Source organism: Micromonospora sp. BQ11 (assembly GCF_052068135.1).
In the GTDB taxonomy this organism is placed as follows: domain Bacteria; phylum Actinomycetota; class Actinomycetes; order Mycobacteriales; family Micromonosporaceae; genus Micromonospora.
On the sequence record NZ_JBQHDB010000004.1, the window covers coordinates 479,628 to 493,768 of the forward strand.

Genomic DNA, 14,141 nt, shown 5'->3' on the forward strand with positions numbered 1-14,141 from the left:
GGCTGGCACGCCGCCGGCCCCCACACCCCGCGCCGCCCCGTCCGGTCACCGACTTCCGCAGGAGTTGCCTTGGCGATCACCACCGTCCCGAGTGTCACCAGAACCTCGGGTCGCGCAACGCCGTCGTACCCGGCCGGGCCGGAGCGCACGAGCCGCGGCCGCAAGGTACGGGACAACCTCACCGGGCACGCGTTCCTGATCGGGGCGGTCCTCTGCTTCGCGGTCTTCTCCTGGTACCCGATGATCCGCGGCTTCGTGATGAGCTTCCAGCGCACCCGGCGTGGCGAGACCACCTGGGTGGGCTGGGACAACTACGCCCGCATCCTCGACGACCCCAGCTTCTGGACCGCCTGGCGGAACACGCTCCTCTTCACCGCCCTCGCGCTCCTGCTCGGGTACGCGGTGCCGTTCTTCGTGGCGATCCTGCTCAACGAGTTCCGCCACGCCAGGGGTTACCTGCGGATCCTGGTCTACCTGCCGGTGATGCTGCCGCCCGCCTCGGCGCTCTTCCTCTTCAAGTTCTACGCGTACGACCCCAGCGACGCGGGACTCTTCAACGCGATCCTCAAGGCACTGCACCTGCCGACGTCGCAGTGGATGCAGTCGCCCGAGATGACGATGCCGGCGATGGTGATCGCGTCGACGTGGATGAACATGGGCGGCGCGGTGCTCATCTACCTGGCGGCGCTGCAGAACATCCCCGGCGAGCTCTACGAGGCGGCCGAGCTCGACGGCGCCGGCATCTGGCGGCGCATCGTCAACGTGACGATCCCGCAGACCCGGCTGATCCTCGCGCTCCTGGCGATGCTGCAGATCGTCGCCACGATGCAGTTCTTCATCGAACCGCTGATCCTCGCCAACGGTGCGGGCGCGGAGGATTCCGCGACCTCGGTGGCGTACCTCATCTACCAGCACGGGTTCTTCCAGAACGACCTCAACGGCGCTGCGGCGCTCGGCGTGATCATGCTCGTGGTGCTTGCCGGCTTCTCCGCCGCCTACCTGCGGCTGAGCGCGAAACAGGACTAGGACGGGACGAGGAATGGCACAGGACTCCGGGACCCGGACCCTCATCTCGCACGCCCAGCTCCGGCGGGGGCGCGGCAAAATCCTCTACTGGGCGGTGCTCACCGGCGTCGTCGTGGGCTTCACGCTCATCTTCCTCGGGCCGCTCTACTGGATGGTCACCGGCGCGCTCAAGTCCGGCCAGGAGATCGCACAGACGCCACCGACGCTGGTGCCGCGGGATCCGCAGTGGCAGAACTACGCCGACGCGTGGAACAACCTGGACCTCGCCAAGCTGCTGTTCAACACCTTCTACTACGCGGCCGGCGCGGTGCTGTTCCAACTCGTGTTCGACACCGCCGCGGCGTACTCCCTGTCGAAGCTCCGACCGATCTTCGGCAACGTGATCCTCGGCCTGATGCTGGCGACGCTGATGATCCCGGCGATGGTCCTCATCGTCCCGCAGTACGTGACCGTGATCGACCTGCCGATCCTGCACATCAACCTGCTCGACTCGCCCTTCGCGATCTGGCTGCCCCTGGTCGCGAACGCGTTCAACATCTTCCTCCTGAAACGATTCTTCGACTCGATCCCGGAGGAGCTGATGGCGGCGGCCCTCATGGACGGGGCGACGCCGCTGCGCACGCTGTGGTCGATCATCCTGCCGATCTCCCGGCCCATCCTCGGCGTGGTCTCGATCTTCGCCGTGACGGCGGTCTGGAAGGACTTCCTCTGGCCGAAGCTGGTCATGCCGTCGCCCGAGACCCGGACGGTCAGCGTCGGCATCTACGCCTTCTCGGGCGGCACGCCGATGAACGTGGTGATCGCCGCGTCGGTCATCGCCGCGCTCCCGACCGTCATCGTCTTTCTGATCTTCCAGCGGAACATCATGTCCGGCCTGACCACCGGCAGCCTCAAGGGTTAGCTCCGAAGACCTTCCAGAAAGCAGGTGCTCGTGTCCACAGCAGACGGTGGCCCGTGGTGGCGTGGAGCGGTGATCTACCAGGTGTATCCCCGGAGCTTCGCCGACGGCAACGGCGACGGCATCGGCGACGTCGCCGGCATCCGGTCCCGGCTGGACCACCTGTCCGCGCTCGGGGTCGACGCGATCTGGTTCAGCCCCTGGTACCCCTCCCCGATGGCCGACGCCGGCTACGACGTGGCCGACTACCGCGACATCGACCCGGTCTTCGGCACCCTCGCCGAGGTGGAGGCGCTGATCGCGGAGGCCCACGCGCTCGGCATCCGGACCATCGTCGACGTGGTGCCGAACCACTGCTCGGCCGCGCACCCGTGGTTCCGGGCCGCGCTCGCCGGCGGACCCGGGGCGCCCGAGCGGGACCTGTTCTGGTTCCGTCCCGGCCGGGGCCCCGACGGCGACCAACGGCCCACCGACTGGATCGGCGAGTTCGGCGGCGAGACCTGGACGCGGACCACCAATCCCGACGGCACCCCCGGTGACTGGTATCTGCACCTGTTCACCCCCGAGCAGCCGGACTTCAACTGGGACCACCCCCGGGTGCGGGCGGAGTTCGAGGACATCCTGCGGTTCTGGTTCGACCGTGGAGTGGACGGCATCCGCATCGACTCGGCCGGTCTGCTCGTCAAGGACGGGACACTGCCCGAGACGCTGCCGGACCGGCCGCACCCGTTCCGCGACCTCGACGGGGTGCACGAGGTCTACCGTGCCTGGCGGCGGATCGCCGACTCCTACCCCGGCGACCGGGCACTGATCGGTGAGGTGTGGATGCCGGACCGGCAGCGGTTCGCCAACTACCTCCGCCCGGACGAATTGCACGCCGCGTTCAACTTCGACTTCCTCGGCTGCGCCTGGGACGCCGACGCGCTGCGGGAGAGCATCGACGGGACGCTGAGCGCGCACGCGCCCGTCGGTGCGCCGGCCACCTGGGTGCTCTCCAACCACGACGTCACCCGGCACGTCACCCGGTACGGCCGGGAGGACACCACCTTCAGCTTCGCCAAGAAGCGGGAAGGGATCTTCTCCGACCTCGAACTGGGCACCACCCGCGCCCGTGCGGCCGCGCTGCTCTCGCTCGCGCTCCCCGGTGCCGCCTACGTCTACCAGGGTGAGGAGCTCGGGCTCGCGGAGGTCGAGGACATCCCCCCGGAGCGCCGTACCGACCCGATGTGGCCGCGCTCCGGCTACGTCGACCCGGGCCGGGACGGCTGCCGGGTGCCGTTGCCCTGGTCCGGCGAGGAGCCCCCGTTCGGCTTCAGCCCGGACGGGTCCGCGTCGCCCTGGCTGCCCCAGCCGGCCGACTGGAAGGACCGCACGGTCCAGGCCCAGACCGGCGACGCGCACTCCATGCTGGAGCTGTACCGGGCGGCGATCGCGATCCGGCGGGCCGACCCGGCGCTCGGCGACGGGAAGATGCGCTGGCTGCCCGCCCCGGACCGGGTGCTCGCGTTCGGTCGGGGCGCGGGCTTCCGCTGCCTGGTGAACCTCTCCGACGGTCCGGTGCCGCTGCCGGCGCGGGGACGGCTGCTCCTGGCCAGTCGGCCGCTCGACGACGACCTGCTGCCACCGGACACCGCCGTCTGGCTGCGCACCGCCGAAGAGTCCGGGGCCGGACCCGAAGCGGCCTGACGTCATCCCTCGGTGCCGGCGGCCCCGTCCCTGCCGCCGGCACCGAGCCCTCCCGCCGGACACACCGGCGACGAGCCCGAGAGGAGGTGCCACCCCAAGCGCAGCCGTACCGCCACGGGGGGACCTGCACCAGCCACGAAAGGGAGAGCCTCGCTCATGCCCGAGCACGCCACCGCCGTCCCGCACCCACCCCGACGAGTCCGCACCCGCGCGGGCGTCGCCGCCCTCGCCGGCGTCCTCGCCGCCACCTCGCTCACCGTCGTCGCGCTGACCAGCACCGCCACCCCGGCCCGCGCCGCCGGCCTGTCCCCGTTCGACATCCCCGGCCGAGGCGCGACCGTCCCGTTCGTCGAGCACGAGGCGGAGGAGGTCGCGCACAACGGCACGAGGATCGGTCCGGACCGCCGCTACGGCACGCTCCCGTCGGAGGCGTCCGGCCGGGAGGCCGTCACCCTCGACGCCGTCGGCGAGTACGTCGAGTTCACCCTGACCGCGCCGGCCAACGCGGTGACCTTCCGCTACAGCCTGCCGGACAACGCCGCCGGCACCGGCCGGGACGCCAGCATCGACCTGCGGGCCAACGGCACCCTGGTCAAGGCCGTCCCAGTGACCTCCCGGTACGGCTGGTACTACGGCGGCTACCCGTTCAACAACAATCCCGGTGACACCAACCCGCACCACTTCTACGACGAGACCCGGACCCTGTTCGGGACCACCTACCCGACCGGCACGAAGATCCGCCTCCAGGTCTCCTCGACCGACCGGTCGCCGACGTTCACCATCGACCTGGCCGACTTCGAGCTGGTCGGCGCACCGATCGCCAAGCCGGCCGGCGTCCTGGACGTGGTGACCGACTTCGGCGCCGACCCGACCGGCGCCACCGACTCCACCGCGAAGTTCCAGGCCGCCGTCGACGCCGGCCGGGCGCAGGGGAGGGCGGTGTGGATCCCCACCGGCACCTTCACCCTCTGGGACCACGTGGTGGTCGACGGGGTGACCCTGCGCGGCGCCGGACCGTGGTACTCGGTGCTCGGCGGCCGGCACCCGACCGACCGCAAGCGGGCGGCCGGCATCTACGGCAAGTACGTCCCGGGCGGCGGCTACTCCGGTGAGATCCGGCCGCACGAGGCCGGTGGTCCCAGCCGCAACGTCACCCTGCGGGACTTCGCGATCATCGGCGACATCCGCGAGCGGGTCGACGAGGACCAGGTCAACGCGATCGGCGGGGCCATGACGAACTCGGTCGTGGACAACGTCTGGATGCAGCACACCAAGGTCGGCGCCTGGATGGACGGGCCGATGGACAACTTCACCATCCGCAACAGCCGGATCCTCGACCAGACCGCCGATGGGGTGAACTTCCACTGGGGCGTCACCAACTCCACGGTGACCAACACCTTCGTCCGCAACACCGGCGACGACGCGCTCGCCATGTGGGCGCAGACCGTGCCGAACGTCGGCAACTCGTTCACGTTCAACACCATCGGGGTGACCATCCTGGCGAACCACCTGGTCACCTACGGCGGCCGGGACATCCGGATCACCGACAACGTCACCGCCGACTCGGTCACCAACGGCGGCGGCATCCACGTCGCCAACCGGTATCCGGGCGTGCAGGGCCCGACCGCCGTCTCCGGGACGATCACCGTCGCCCGGAACACCCTGATCCGCAACGGCAACTCCGACTACAACTGGCGGTTCGGCGTCGGTGCGATCTGGTTCTCCGCGCTCAACGAACCGATCCAGGGCGCGGCGATCGCCGTCACCGACACCGACATCCTCGACAGCTCGTACGCCGCGCTGCACTGGATCGAGGGCGCCACCAGCGGGATCAGCTTCACCAACGTCCGCATCGACGGCGCCGGCACGTACGCGCTCCAGGTGCAGGCGGCCAGCCAGGTCACCTTCACCAACGTCCGGGCCACCAACATCGCCCAGGCCAACCCGATGCACAACTGCGTCGGCGGCGGCTTCCAGATCACCCAGGGCGCGGGCAACTCCGGCTGGTACACCGCCACCCCGTACTGCGGGCCGTGGCCCGAGCCGCGGTGGGGCACCGGCCCGACCAGCCCGCCGCCCACCACCGCACCGCCGACCACGCCTCCGCCGACCACGCCTCCGCCGACCGGCGGGAACCTGGCTCTCGGCCGGCCGGTGGTCGCCTCCAGCTCCACCCAGAGCTACGTGGCGACCAACACGGTGGACGGCAACGCCGCCAGCTACTGGGAGAGCGCCAACAACGCCTTCCCGCAGTCGCTGACCGTCGACCTGGGCGCGGCGCGCTCGGTCGACCGGGTGGTGCTGAAGCTCCCGGCCGGCTGGGAGCGGCGTACCCAGACGCTGTCGGTGCTCGGCTCCACCGACGGGTCGTCGTTCGCCACGCTGAAGGCGTCGGCCGGCTACACGTTCGATCCGGCCGGCGGCAACAGCGTGTCGATCGCGCTGCCGGCCGGTGACCGCCGGTTCGTCCGGGTCACCGTCGCCGGCAACACCGGCTGGCCCGCCGGCCAGGCCGCCGAGTTCGAGGTGTACGGCGGCACGACCACCACGCTCCCGCCCACCACGACACCCCCGCCCACGACCCCGCCGCCGAGCGGCAACCTGGCGGTCGGACGGCCGGTCACCGCGACCAGCCACGCCGACGTGTACGTGGCGACCAACACCGTCGACGGCAACGCCGGCACCTACTGGGAGAGCGCCAACAACGCGTTCCCGCAGTCGCTCACCGTCGACCTGGGTACCGCCCGGCCGGTGTCCCGGGTGGTGCTGAGGCTGCCACCGTCGTCGGCCTGGCAGACCCGGACCCAGACGCTGACGGTGCTCGGCTCGACCGACGGCACGACCTGGACCACCCTCAAGCCCCCGGCCGGCCACACCTTCGACCCGGCCGGCGGCAACAGCGTGTCGATCGCGCTGCCGGCCGGTGACCGCCGGTTCGTCCGGGTCACCGTCACCGGCAACACCGGCTGGCCCGCCGCCCAGCTCTCCGAGTTCGAGGTCCACGCCACCTGACCTGTGCGGCGGGGCTCCGGCCACGGCCGAAGCCCCGCCCACCCCCCACGCCACCGCACACGCCTCTCCACGTCCCCGGAAGAAGGTGTCCCTCCACCATGTCCAGATTCCGTACCCGACTGATCGCGGCGCTCGCCGCGGTCGGCCTGGCCGTCACCGCGGCCCCGGCGCCACCGGCCGTCGCCGCCGGCGGCCCGAACCTCGCCGCCGGCCGCGGTGCCACCGCCAGCAGCACCAACGGATCGTTCGTCGCCGCCAACCTGACCGACGGCAACCAGGGCAGCTACTGGGAGAGCAGCGGCGCCCTGCCGCAGTCGGCCCAGGTCGACCTCGGTGCCAGCACGTCCGTCGACCAGGTGACGCTCAAGCTGCCCGCCTCCTGGGAGACGCGCACCCAGACGCTGTCCGTGCAGGGCAGTCCGGACGGCAGCGCCTTCAGCACCATCGTCACCTCCGCCGGCCGGCAGTTCAGCCCGGCCAACGGCAACACCGTGACCATCGGATTCCCGGCGACCAGCACCCGGTTCGTCCGGATCGCGATCACCGCGAACACCGGCTGGCCCGCCGCCCAGCTCGCCGAGCTGGAGGTGTACGGCGCGACCGCCTCGTCGACCAACCTGGCGCTCGGCAGGACGATGGGGGCGAGCAGCCACTCCGACGTGTACGGGGCCGGCAACGCCAACGACGGCAACGCCGGTACCTACTGGGAGAGCGCCAACAACGCCTTCCCGCAGTGGATCCAGGCCGACCTGGCGGCCACGGTGAACGTCAACCGGCTGGTGCTCAAGCTGCCACCCGGCTGGGAGGCGCGCACCCAGACGCTGACCGTGCAGGGCAGCACCAACGGGTCGACCTTCACCCCGCTGGTGGCCTCGGCGGCGTACGCCTTCAACCCGGCCACCGGCAACACGGTCAGCGTCACCGTGCCCACCGCGGCCACCCGCTACGTCCGGCTGCTCATCAGCGCCAACACCGTCTGGCCGGCCGGACAGCTGTCCGAGCTGGAGATCTACGGCCCGGCGACGGGGGACACCCAGCCGCCCTCGGCGCCCGGGAACCTCACCCTCACCGAGCCGGCGACCGACCAGGTCCGGCTGACCTGGAGCGCGTCCACCGACAACGTCGGGGTGACCGGCTACGACGTGTACGCGGGCGGCGTGCTCCGGACCAGCGTCAGCGGGTCGACGCTCACCTTCACCGACACGCAGCCGGCCGGGGCGACCGTCTCCTACCACGTCCGGGCCCGCGACGCCGCCGGCAACCAGTCGGCGAACAGCAACACGGTGACCCGTACCGGCAACACCGGTGACACGGTGGCACCGACCGCGCCGGGCAACCTGGCCTACACCCAGCCGGCCAGCGGCCAGGTCCGGCTGACCTGGAGCGCGTCCACCGACAACGTCGGGGTCACCGGCTACGACGTGTACGCGGACGGCGCACTGCGGGGCAGCGTGAACTCCTCGACCCTCACCTACACCGACAGCCGGCCGGACACCGCGACGGTCTCGTACCACGTGCGGGCCCGCGACGCGGCGGGGAACGTGTCGGCGAACAGCAACACGGTCACCCGTACCGGCAGCACCCCGGGCGGCACCAACCTCGCGGTCGGCAAGCCGATCACCGCCTCGTCGACGGTGCACGTCTTCGCCGCCGCGAACGCCAACGACAACGATGTCAGCACCTACTGGGAGGGCGCGCCCGGGGCGTACCCGAGCACGCTGACCGTCGCGCTGGGCGCGAACGCGAGCATCAGTTCGCTGGTGGTGAAGCTCAACCCCGACCCGGCGTGGGGTGCGCGCACCCAGACCTTCCAGGTCCTCGGCCGCGAACAGTCGGCGTCCGGGTTTAGCACCCTGGTCGGCTCGGCCACGTACTCGTTCAGCCCCACCGGCAGCAACACCGTGACCATTCCGGTCTCGGCGACCGCCGCCGACGTGCGGCTCCAGTTCACGGCGAACTCCGGCTCCTCCAACGGGCAGGTGGCGGAACTCCAGGTCATCGGCGTCCCGGCGCCGAACCCGGACCTGACCGTGACGGGCCTGACCGCGTCGCCCGCGACGCCGGTGGAGACCGACCCGATCACCCTGTCGGCCACCGTCCGCAACGCCGGGACCGCGGCCTCCGCCGCCAGCGCCGTCGGCTTCTACCTGGGTACGACGAAGGTCGGCACGGCCACCGTCGGCGCCCTGGCCGCCGGCGCGTCGGCCACCGTCTCGGCGACCATCGGCGCGCGCAACGCCGGCAGCTACCAGCTGACCGGCAAGGTCGACGAGGCGAACACGGTGACCGAGCAGGACGAGGCGAACAACAGCTACACCCGTCCGACCGCGCTGACCGTCAGCCCGGTGGCCAGCTCCGACCTGGTCACCTCGGCGGTGACCTGGTCGCCCGGCACGCCGAGTGCGGGCGCCACGGTCAGCTTCGCGGTGACCATCCGCAACCAGGGCACGGTCGCCTCGGCGAGCGGCGCGCACGGCATCACGCTGACCGTGCTCAACGACCAGGGCACGGTGGTCCGCACGCTGACCGGCTCGTTCAACGGCGCCATCGCCGCCGGGGCGACCGCCGGCCCGGTCGACCTCGGCACCTGGACGGCGGCCAACGGCCGGTACACCGTCCGGGTGGTGCTCGCCGACGACGCCAACGAGCTGCCGGTGAAGCGGCAGAACAACACCAGCGACCGGTCCCTCTTCGTCGGACGCGGCGCGAACCTGCCGTACGACATGTACGAGGCCGAGGACGGCTCGGTCGGCGGCGGGGCACAGGTGCTGGCGCCGAACCGGACCATCGGCGACCTGGCCGGTGAGGCGTCCGGCCGGCGGGCGGTCACCCTCAACACCACCGGCGCGTACGTCGAGTGGACCACGAAGGCGCCGGCCAACGCCCTGGTGACCCGCTTCTCCATCCCGGACGCGCCGGGCGGCGGCGGGATCGACTCGACGTTGAACATCTACGTCAACGGCGTGCTGCACAAGCCGATCAGCCTCACCTCGAAGCACATCTGGCTCTACGGCGCCGAGGCCAGCCCGAGCGACTCGCCCAGCGCCGGCCCGCCCCGGCACCTCTACGACGAGGCGAACGTCCTGCTCAACTCGACCATCCCGGCGGGCAGCCGGATCCGGTTGCAGAAGGACCCGGCGAACAGCACCACGTACGCCATCGACTTCGTCAACCTGGAGCAGGTCGCGCCGAGGGCGAACCCGGACCCGGCCCGGTATGCGGTGCCGAACGGATTCGGCCAGTCCGACGTGCAGAACGCCCTGGACCGGGTCCGGATGGACACCACCGGCAACCTGGTCGGGGTCTACCTGCCGGCGGGCACCTACGAGACCGCCCAGAAGTTCGAGGTCTACGGGAAGGCGGTCAAGGTGGTCGGCGCGGGCATGTGGTTCACCCGCTTCCAGACGCCCACCGCGCAGCAGAACACCGACGCGGGCTTCCGGGTGCAGTCCTCGGCGAGCGGGTCCTCCTTCGAACACCTCGCGTTCTTCGGCAACTACACCGTCCGGCAGGACGGGCCGGGGAAGGTCTGGGGCGAGCTGAAGGACGTCGACAACATGACGCTGGACAACGTCTGGGTCGAGCACACCGTCTGCGCGTACTGGGGGGTGAGCGTCAGTGGCCTGAAGATCACGAACAGCCGGTTCCGGGACACCTTCGCCGACGCGGTGAACATGACCAACGGCAGCACCAACAACCTGGTCGCGAACTCGGAGGGCCGGTCCAACGGGGACGACGCGTTCGCGCTCTTCTCCGCGACCGACCAGGGCGCGACCACGGCCAACCACGGCAACGTGTTCGAGAACCTGACCGCCACGCTGACCTGGCGGGCGGCGGGTCTGGCCGTGTACGGCGGCTACGACAACGTGTTCCGCAACCTCTACATCGCCGACATGCTGACGTACTCGGGTATCACGATCAGTTCGCTGGACTTCGGCTACCAGTTCATCGGGTTCGGGGCGAGTCCGCCCACCCGGTTCGAGAACATCTCGCTGATCCGGGCCGGTGGCCATTTCTGGGGCGCCCAGACCTTCCCCGCGATCTGGGTCTTCTCGGCCTCGAAGGAGTTCCGCGGGATCCGTGTGTCCGACGTGGACATCGTTGATCCGACTTACTCCGGGATCATGTTCCAGACCAGGTACACCGGCGGCCAACCGGAGAACCCGATCACGGACACGGTCTTCACGAACGTGTCGATCTCCGGGGCGCGGCGCAGCGGTGACGCCTTCGACGCCAAGTCCGGCTACGGCATCTGGGTCAACGAGATGCCCGAGGCCGGTCAGGGCCCGGCGGTCGGCTCCGCCACCTTCGTCAACCTCCGGCTGAGCGACAACTACCAGGACATCCGCAACACGACCAGCACGTTCACCATCAACCGCAGCTGATCCGCGTCCGGCGCCGTCGGGGGACCACGTCCTCCCGGCGGCGCCGGACGCCTCAGCCGGGCCGCCCGATCGTGTCCAGCTTGTGCCGCAGGCGGTCGCGTTCGGGCGCGGTGCCAGCCAGGTCGAGCGCCTCCCGGTACGCCGCCGCGGCCTCACCGAGCCGCCCGAGCCGGTGCAGCAGCTCCGCCCGGGCGGCCGGGTACGGGTGGTATCCGCGCAGCTGCGGCTCACCGGCCAACTCGTCGAGCAGCGCCAACCCGGCCGCCGGGCCGTCCCGCATGGCCACCGCCACCGCCCGGTTCAGCGCGACCACCGGGGACGGGGTCAGCGCGAGCACCACCTCGTACAGCGCCACGATCTGCGGCCAGTCCGTGCTGGCCAGGTCCGGCGCCTCGGCGTGCAGCGCGGCGATCGCGGCCTGCACCCCGTACGGACCGGCCGGCCCGCCGGTCAGCGCGACCTCGACCAGCCGGCGGCCCTCGTCGATCATCGGGCGGTCCCACCGGCTCCGGTCCTGGTCCTCCATCGGGACCACCGCGCCGTCCGGACCGGTACGGGAGTCCCGCCGGGCGTGGATCAGCAGCATCAGCCCGAGCAGGCCGGCGACCTCCCGCTCGTCGGGCAGCAGGCGGCGCAGGATCCGGGCCAGCCGGATCGCCTCCTCGGCCAGGTCCAGCCGCTGGACGTGCGGGCCCGAGCTGGCCGCGTAACCCTCGGTGAAGACGGAGTAGACGACCTGGAGCACGCCGGGCAGGCGCTCGGGCACCTCGCTCGCGGTCGGCACCCGGAACGGGATGCGGGCCTCACGGATCTTCTTCTTCGCCCGGGTGATCCGCTTGGCCATGGTCTCGACCGGGACCAGGAAGGCCCGCGCCACCTCGGGCGTGGTCAGGCCGGCGAGGCACCGCAGGGTCAGCGCCCCCCGGTCCTCGGCGGGAAGGGCCGGGTGGGCGCAGGTGAAGAACATCCGGAGGCGCTCGTCCGGCAGGTCGCCCTCGACGTCCCCGGGTGGGCCGGCCTCGGTCCGGTCGGCCTCCACCTGCAACAGCGCGAGGCGCGCCGCGTAGGCCCGGTCCCGCCGCAGCCGGTCGACCGCCCGGCGCCGGGCCGTGGTCATCAGCCACGCCCCCGGCTTCGGCGGAACGCCGTCGACCGGCCAGCGGGCCACCGCCGCCTCGATCGCGTCGGAGGTCACCTCCTCGGCGAGGTCGAGGTCGCCGAAGCGACGGACGAGGGCCGCCAGCAGCCGGCCGTGCTCCTCCCGGAACACCGCCTCCACCGCCGCCAGCGGAGCCCCGCGCGCCGCACCGGCGTCGCCCACCTCAGCCTCCGAACTCGGCGACCGGCCGCACCACGACCGACCCGCTCCCACGCGAGCCGGGGCAGCGGGCCGCCCAGTCCAGTGCCGCGTCCAGGTCCGGCACGTCGATGACGTAGAACCCGCCGAGGACCTCCCGGCTCTCGGCGAAGGGCCCGTCGGTGACCAGCCGCCGGCCGTCCGGACCGGTCCGGACCGTCGTGGCGGTGACCAGGTCCGCCAGCGACTCCCCGGAGACGAAGATCCCCGCCTCGTGGACCTCCTTGTCGTACGCCATCCAGTCCGCGACGGTGCACTCGGCGGCCCCGCCGTCCGCTCCGACCGCGCCCGCGTTGATCAACAGCATGTACTTCATGTCGCACTCCTCGGTGTCCCCGCGCGGCACCGTCGCCGCACACCACCACCACGGACGGGACCCGACCGGATGGACACGTCCCCGGAGAAATTTTCCCCTGGCCCCGGAAATCGTCCCCCGGCGGTACGGCCGAGGAGGCCGGCCGGCCGTCCCCGGGGCCGGACCGTGCGCGCGTCTGCCATGCTGGGGAAGGTGACGCTCGGCCACCCACCCCGACACCGCATCAGCCGCCGCAACCCCGCCCCTACACCTCCCCGTACCCGTACCCGGATCGTCCGTGCCGTGCTCGCGCTCGGCGCGGTCGCGGCCCTGGTCGCCCTCGCCGTGGTCGTCGTGCCGCTGCTGCGCCCGCCGGGGCCGCGCCCGCTCTTCCAGATGCCGGTCGCGTGTGGCGAGACGTGGCAGCTCGGCACCTATCCCGGCCACGACGACTACGACGTCGATCTCTTCCCCACCGAGGGTGAGGCGTGGGGTCGGCCGGTGCTCGCCTCCTACGCCGGCACGGTCACCGTGGCGGGAATCAACGGCTCCCTGGGCGGTCGCACCCCGGAGAACCCGAACGGCCCCCGGGGTCGGGGCGGCGGGTACTGGGTGAAGATCGACCACGGGGGAAAGTGGGAGACACAGTACCTCCACCTGCTCGAACCCCCGCTGGTCCGAGAGGGCCAGCGGGTCGCCCAGGGTGAGCAGATCGGTCGGGTCGGCAGCACCGGCAACTCCGGGGCACCGCACCTGCACTACGAGCAGCGCCGGGGCTGGGACAAGGTCGAGACCTACTTCGACGGGTCACCCTCCGGCATCACCACGGACGACCGGGAGTACACGGTGCGGCGGACGAGCAACAACTGCGCCCCGTAGATCGACTCGATGTCATCGACGTCGGGCTGAAGACCTCACCCGGACACCCCGACGTCAGTGACATCGAGTCGATCATGTCCCGGAACCCGCCGCAGGTCCCGGGCCCGCCAGGGAGCCCCTAGGACAGGCGCTTGCGCATCTGCTGGGTGACCACCTCAAAGCCCGCTGTGGAGTAGAGACCGATGGCGGTGGGATTGTCCCCGAACACGTTCAGTTCCAGGTGCGTCGCCCCGTGATCCCGGGCCGTCGCCTCGGCGGCGGCCAGCAGCGCCCGTCCGAGGCCCCTGCCGCGGAACCCGGGGTCCACCTCGATGTCGTAGAGGTAGGCGCAGCCGGCGACGCCGCGCGGGTGGGTGAGCCCGATCCACAGGCGGCCGATCGGCGTCCCGTCGGCCAGGACACCCCGGAGCAGGATCATGTGACGGGTGTCGAGTCCGTCGGGCAGCAGGGTCCGATTCGCCTCCACGGCACGATCGAGCGCCTCCTCTTCCGTCCAGAGCCCGGCGGCCACCTGGGCGTCGGCGAACTGCCGCGCGATGGCCTGCTGCCAGATGTCGAACTCGGACTGCTCCAAGGGGCGGGTGCTCACGTGGGTCACGGCAG

9 protein-coding genes are annotated in these 14,141 nt (G+C 71.5%); 6 read left to right on the forward strand and 3 right to left on the reverse strand.

The features are described 5' to 3' along the window. The first annotated feature begins 69 nt into the window (after positions 1–69). From ACTMSW_RS11885 to ACTMSW_RS11905, 5 genes are all read left to right on the forward strand, one after another. Entirely contained in the window at positions 70–1,026 is a 957-nt protein-coding gene (locus ACTMSW_RS11885; RefSeq protein WP_441180593.1) for a carbohydrate ABC transporter permease, read from the forward strand. Between the two features lie 13 nt (positions 1,027–1,039). Then, positions 1,040–1,927: a carbohydrate ABC transporter permease gene (locus ACTMSW_RS11890; protein WP_441180594.1), complete on the forward strand. Its 888-nt coding sequence runs from the start codon at positions 1,040–1,042 to the stop codon at positions 1,925–1,927. 30 nt (positions 1,928–1,957) lie between these two features. Then, complete coding sequence (locus ACTMSW_RS11895; RefSeq protein ID WP_441180595.1) at positions 1,958–3,610, forward strand: glycoside hydrolase family 13 protein; 1,653 nt, start codon at positions 1,958–1,960, stop codon at positions 3,608–3,610. A gap of 156 nt (positions 3,611–3,766) precedes the next feature. After that, positions 3,767–6,622, forward strand: coding sequence for a discoidin domain-containing protein (locus ACTMSW_RS11900; RefSeq protein ID WP_441180596.1), 2,856 nt, complete (start codon positions 3,767–3,769; stop codon positions 6,620–6,622). Positions 6,623–6,720: 98 nt separating this feature from the next. Beyond that, the gene (locus ACTMSW_RS11905) at positions 6,721–11,007 is read left to right on the forward strand and encodes a discoidin domain-containing protein (protein WP_441180597.1); all 4,287 of its coding nucleotides are present in this window, start codon (positions 6,721–6,723) and stop codon (positions 11,005–11,007) included. 52 nt (positions 11,008–11,059) lie between these two features. On the opposite strand, the gene ACTMSW_RS11910 is transcribed toward ACTMSW_RS11905, so the two are convergent. Together ACTMSW_RS11910 and ACTMSW_RS11915 are read right to left on the reverse strand one after the other, a co-directional pair. Then, complete coding sequence (locus tag ACTMSW_RS11910; protein ID WP_441180598.1) at positions 11,060–12,328, reverse strand: RNA polymerase sigma factor; 1,269 nt, start codon at positions 12,326–12,328, stop codon at positions 11,060–11,062. A gap of 1 nt (position 12,329) precedes the next feature. Then, positions 12,330–12,680 (reverse strand): YciI family protein, encoded by a 351-nt coding sequence (locus tag ACTMSW_RS11915; protein WP_441180599.1) that lies wholly within the window; start codon positions 12,678–12,680, stop codon positions 12,330–12,332. Positions 12,681–12,860: 180 nt separating this feature from the next. Between ACTMSW_RS11915 and ACTMSW_RS11920 the strand changes: the two genes are divergently transcribed. Further along, complete coding sequence (locus tag ACTMSW_RS11920; RefSeq protein WP_441180600.1) at positions 12,861–13,538, forward strand: M23 family metallopeptidase; 678 nt, start codon at positions 12,861–12,863, stop codon at positions 13,536–13,538. Between the two features lie 118 nt (positions 13,539–13,656). Here the strand turns inward: ACTMSW_RS11920 and ACTMSW_RS11925 are convergent, their stop codons facing one another. After that, on the reverse strand, positions 13,657–14,136 hold the full coding sequence (locus tag ACTMSW_RS11925; RefSeq protein ID WP_441180601.1) for a GNAT family N-acetyltransferase: 480 nt from the start codon (positions 14,134–14,136) through the stop codon (positions 13,657–13,659). Positions 14,137–14,141: the final 5 nt, after the last annotated feature.

Coding starts and splice junctions, on each gene's coding strand:
- ACTMSW_RS11890 (WP_441180594.1), top strand. CDS start 1,040: ATGGCACAGGACTCCGGGACCCGGACCCTCATCTCGCACGCCCAGCTC.
- ACTMSW_RS11900 (WP_441180596.1), top strand. CDS start 3,767: ATGCCCGAGCACGCCACCGCCGTCCCGCACCCACCCCGACGAGTCCGC.
- ACTMSW_RS11905 (WP_441180597.1), top strand. CDS start 6,721: ATGTCCAGATTCCGTACCCGACTGATCGCGGCGCTCGCCGCGGTCGGC.
- ACTMSW_RS11915 (WP_441180599.1), bottom strand. CDS start 12,680: ATGAAGTACATGCTGTTGATCAACGCGGGCGCGGTCGGAGCGGACGGC.
- ACTMSW_RS11920 (WP_441180600.1), top strand. CDS start 12,861: ATGCTGGGGAAGGTGACGCTCGGCCACCCACCCCGACACCGCATCAGC.